Consider the following 5,003-nt stretch of genomic DNA (forward strand, 5'->3'; position numbering starts at 1 on the left):
TGGTGGAGGGCGTCGGCGAAGACCGGTTCGGTGGCCAGCAGGTCGGCGGCCATGCCGGGCCATTGGGCGCCTTGGCCGGGGTAGACGAAGACGGTGCGGCCGGGCGGGTGGGGGGTGCCGGTGGTCAGGTGGGGGTGGGGGGTGCCGGTGGCCAGCGCGTGCAGGCCTTCCAGCAGGTCGGTGCGGTGGGTGCCGGTGATGACGGCGCGGTGGTCGAGGGTGGCGCGGGTGGTGGCCAGGGTGTGGGCGGTGCGGGCCGGGGTCAGGTGCGGGCGGGCGGTCAGCCAGGTGTGCAGTCGGGCGGCCTGGGCGGCCAGCGCCTGGGGGGTGTGGGCGGAGATCGGCCACACCACCACCGACCCCGACCCCTCGGACTCCCCGGTCTCTGCTTCCCCATCCCCGCCCCCGGGCTCCCCGTCTCCGACAGCGGGGTCCTCGGCCGGGTCGGCGGAGGACTCCTCAGGCTCGGGGGCCTCGGCCGGGGCCTGCTCCAGGATGACGTGGACATTCGTCCCGCTGATACCGAAGGCGGAGACGCCGGCGCGCCGGGGGCGTTCCGGCGCGGTCGGCCATGCGGTGCTCTCGGTGAGCAGCCGGACGGTGTCCGAGGACCAGTCGATGTGCGACGACGGAGCGTCCACGTGCAGGGTGCGCGGCAGCATCCCTTCCCGCATCGCCATGACCATCTTGATCACGCCGGCGACTCCGGCGGCGGCCTGGGTGTGGCCGATGTTGGACTTCAGCGACCCCAGCCACAGAGGCTGTTTCCCGGAGCGGTTCTTGCCGTACGTGTCCAGCAGGGCTTGGGCCTCGATCGGATCACCCAGCGTGGTGCCGGTGCCGTGGGCTTCGACGGCGTCGACATCGGCTGCCGACAGCCGGGCATTGACGAGGGCCTGCTCGATCGCCTTGCGCTGGGCGGGTCCGTTGGGAGCGGTGAGCCCGTTGGAGGCGCCGTCCTGGTTGACCGCCGAGCCGCGGATGACGGCCAGGATGCGGTGCCCGTTGCGCTGGGCGTCCGACAACCGCTCCAGGAGCAGCATGCCCGCGCCCTCACTCCAGCCGGTGCCGTCCGCGGCCGCCGCGAACGGCTTGCACCGCCCGTCCGGCGCCATGGCCCGCTGCCGACTGAAGATCACGAAGCAGGCGGGAGTGGACATGACGGTGACGCCGCCGGCCAGCGCGAGGGAGGATTCGCCCTTGCGGAGCGACTCGCACGCCAGGTGCAGGGCCACCAGCGACGACGAACAGGCGGTGTCCACGGTCACCGCGGGACCCTCGAAGCCGAAGGTGTAGGAAACGCGCCCGGAAGCGACGCTCATCGAGGCGCCGGTCCCGATGAACCCCTCGTACTCCTCCGGGACGGAGTGCAGTCGGCTGATGTAGTCCTGGTCCTCGACCCCGGCGAAGACTCCGACCGGACGACCCCGCTCGGCCACCGGGTTGATGCCGGCCCGCTCGAACGCCTCCCAGGCGATCTCCAGCAGCAGCCGCTGCTGCGGGTCGGTGGCGGTCGCCTCACGCGGGCTCATGCCGAAGAACTCCGGGTCGAACTCCGCGGCATTGTGCAGGAACCCGCCGTGCCGCGAGTAGCTGGTGCCGGGGTTGTCGGGGTCCGGGTGGTAGAGGGAGTCGATGTCCCAGCCGCGGTCGGTCGGGAACTCGGAGATGGCGTCGGTGCCGTTCGCGACCAGATCCCACAGCTCTTCGGGCGTCGAGACGTCACCGGGCAGTCGGCAGGCCATGCCCACGATCGCGATCGGTTCGTCGCCGTCCGTTTCGAGCTGGCGGAGCCGCTGGCGGGCCTGCCGCAGCTCTGCGGTGACCCACTTGAGGTGGTCGAGAAGCTTCTTCTCGTTCTCCATTAGTGCAAGCTCCTTGAGTCGTCGGGGAAGGCCGCGGGCGTGTGCGTTCCGGTCGGGGGCGCCATCACGATTTCCCGAACTCGTCACTGATCAGGTCGAAGAGCTCTTCCGCGGTCACCGCGTCGAGGTCTTGGTGCGAACGGTCTTCGTCGGTGTGATCCGGGCCGTCTCCCCACTTGGCGAGCAGCACCTGGAGCCGGCCGGCGATCTTGCGTCGGCCGCTGTCGTCGAGTTCGAGGACGCTCAGGGTGTCGTCGAGCTTCCCCAGCTCGGCCAACACCGTCGCCTCGCTGACGGTGTCCTCCTCGGCGATCTCGTCCAGCAGGTGCCGGGCGAGTGCGAGGGGGGTGGGGTAGTCGTAGAGCATGGTGGCCGAGAGCTTCAGCCCGGTGCCGGTGTTGAGCGCGTTGCGCAACTTGATGCTGCCGAGGGAGTCCAGGCCCAGGTCCCGGAATGCCTTGTCGGCCTCCACGGCGTCCGCCGAGCGGTGGCCGAGCACCGTCGCGGTGCGCTCCCGCACCAGCTCCAGCACGATCTGCTCGCGGTCGGCCCGGGAGTCGGCGTCCTGGATCTGCCGGCGCAGGGCACCGGCGGCCAGCGCGCCGTCCGCCGCCGCGCTGTCGGCCGCCTGCCAGGCGGCCCGCACCTCGGGGATGTCCCCGAACAGCGGGTTGCGCCGGACGGCGTCGGCCGCCGCGGCGGCGGCGAGCTGCCAGTCGAAGTCGGCCACGATCAGACGCGTCTCGTTCCGGTCGAGGGCCTCCTGCAGGGCGGCGATGGCGGTCTTGGGGGTCAGCGGTCGGACGCCGGTGTCGTGGATGTTCCGTTTCACCGCCTCGTCCGCTGCCATGCCCGGACCGCTCCACGGCCCCCAGGCGATCGACGTCGCGGGGAGCCCCGCGGCTCGCCGGTGTTCGGCGAACGCGTCCAGGTGGGCGTTGGCCGCTGCGTAGTTGGCCTGCCCCATGCCGCCCAGCACGCCCGCGATCGAGGAGAACAGGACGAAGGCGTCCAGTTCGAGGCCCGCGGTCAGCTCGTGCAGGTTCAGCGCGGCGTCCACCTTGGGACGCAGTACGCGCTCCAGCCGCTCCGGGGTGAGGGCATCCACGACGCCGTCGTCCAGCAGACCGGCGGCGTGCACGACGGCGGTCAGCGGCTGCTCCTGCGGGATGGCGGCCAGCACGGCGGCCAGCGCCTCCCTGTCGGCGGCGTCGCAGGCGGCGATGGTGACCGTCGTGCCCATCGCGGTCAACTCCGCGCGCAGCTCCGCCGCACCCGGCGCCTCCTCGCCCCGGCGGCTGGTGAGGACCAGGTGCCCGGCGCCGCGGTCGGCGAGCCACCGGGCCACGTGGGCTCCGAGTGCCCCGGTACCGCCGGTGACCAGCACGGTGCCGGACGGACTCCAACTGCGGCGCGGCGGGCGGGTGGTGGTGGCGGCCCGCAGCCGGCATGCGAAGGCACTGCCCGGCCGGATCGCCACCTGGTCCTCGCCGTCCCACCCGACCAGGGTCGCGGCCAGCAGCCGACCGCCCTGCTCGTCGAGCGGACCGGCGACGTCCACCAGGCCGCCCCAGCGGTCGGGGTGTTCGGCCGCCGCCACCCTGCCCAGGCCCCAGACCTGGGCCTGAGCGGGACAGGTGACGGGCGCCGACACGGCGGTGGAGACGGCGCCGCTCGTCAGACTCCACAGGGGCGCGTCCCAGCCCGCGTCACCGAGCGCCTGGAGCAGTGCCATCGTGGCGGCCAGCGGGACGTACCCGGTGACGGACGCGGTCCCGGTCCGGCTCCCGCCGTCGGCCAGCGCCAGCAGGGAGAGGACCCCGGAAACCGGAGTTCCGACGTCCGGCAGGGCGCCGATCGCCTCGGCGAGTGCGAGGCGGTCCGTTACGGCGGCGTCCACCGTCAACTCGACGACCTCGGCGCCCGCCCTGCGCAACGCCGCCGTGCACCAGTCCGCCCACTCGGCCTGCTCGCCCCGGGGCTCGGGCGCGACCACGACCCACTGCCCGGACAGGGCGCCCGGGGCGGGTTCGGTGAGCGGCGTCCACCCCAGGTGGTAGCGGGAGTCCGACACCGCCGACAACTCAGCCTGCTGCCTGCGCCACGACGACAGCACCGGCAGGACGGGCGAGAGAACGGCCTGTGGGTCCTGCGTCGCCTCGCCGCCGTCCCCGAGCCCGAGCGTGGCGGCCAGAGCATTGAGGTCGCCCTGCTCGACGGCCTCCCAGAACCGCTCCTCGGCCGTGTCCCGGCGCCTCGGAGCACCCGAGCTCGTCGAGGTGTCGGTGAGCCAGTAGGGGTGGTGTTGGAAGGGGTAGGTGGGCAGGTCGGGGTGGGGGCCGGGGGTGGGGGTGGTGGGCCAGGTCAGGGGGGTGTGGGTGGTGTGGACGGTGGCCAGGGCGGTGGTCAGGGTGTGGGGTTCGGGGCGGGTGTGGTGTAGGGCGGCGGTGGTGGTGGCCGGGGTGGTCAGGGTCTGGGCGGTCAGCGGGGTCAAGGTGGCCGGGCCGAGTTCGAGGTAGACGGTGGTGCCGGTGGTCTGCAGGTGGGTGGTGACGGCGGTGTACTCCACGGTGTGGCGGAGTTGGTCGGTCCAGTACTCGGGGGAGGTGGCCTGGGCCGGGGTGAGGGGTTGGCCGGTGCGGCCGGAGATGACCGGCAGGGTGGGGGGTTGGGCGGGGAGGGCGGCGGCGGTGGTGTGGAAGGCGGTCAGGATGGGGTCGAGGTGGGCGGAGTGGAAGGCGTGGTTGACGCGGAGGCGGCGGGTGGGCAGGCCGGCGGTCTGGCAGCGGGTGGTGAGGGCATCCAAGGTGGTGGTGTCGGCGGCGATGACGGTGTGGGTGGGGGAGTTGGCGGCGGCGATCTCGGCGGTGGTGTCGGCCAGCAGGGGGGTGAGGGTGTGGCGGTCGGCGGTGATGGCGAGCATGCCGGTGCCGGGGGGGAGGGTGCCCATCAGGCGGGCGCGGGTGGTGATCAGGCGGGCGGCGTCGGGCAGGGTCCACACCCCGGCCAGGTGGGCGGCGGTGAGTTCGCCCAGGGAGTGGCCGGCCAGGTGGTCGGGGTGGAGGCCGTGGGAGCGGGTGAGGTGGTAGAGGGCGGTCTGCAGGGCGAACAGGGCGGGCTGGGTGTAGGTGGTGTCGG

2 protein-coding genes are annotated in these 5,003 nt (G+C 73.2%); both read right to left on the reverse strand.

What is annotated here, in order from left to right; all coding sequences use genetic code 11:
- A partial coding sequence (locus VE546_RS06485; RefSeq protein WP_324919482.1) for a type I polyketide synthase occupies positions 1-1,865 on the reverse strand: 1,865 nt, incomplete at its 3' end.
- 64 nt (positions 1,866-1,929) lie between these two features.
- A partial coding sequence (locus VE546_RS06490; protein ID WP_324919484.1) for an SDR family NAD(P)-dependent oxidoreductase occupies positions 1,930-5,003 on the reverse strand: 3,074 nt, incomplete at its 5' end.

The sequence above is a fragment of the Streptomyces sp. genome, from assembly GCF_035644915.1.
Lineage (GTDB): Bacteria > Actinomycetota > Actinomycetes > Streptomycetales > Streptomycetaceae > Streptomyces.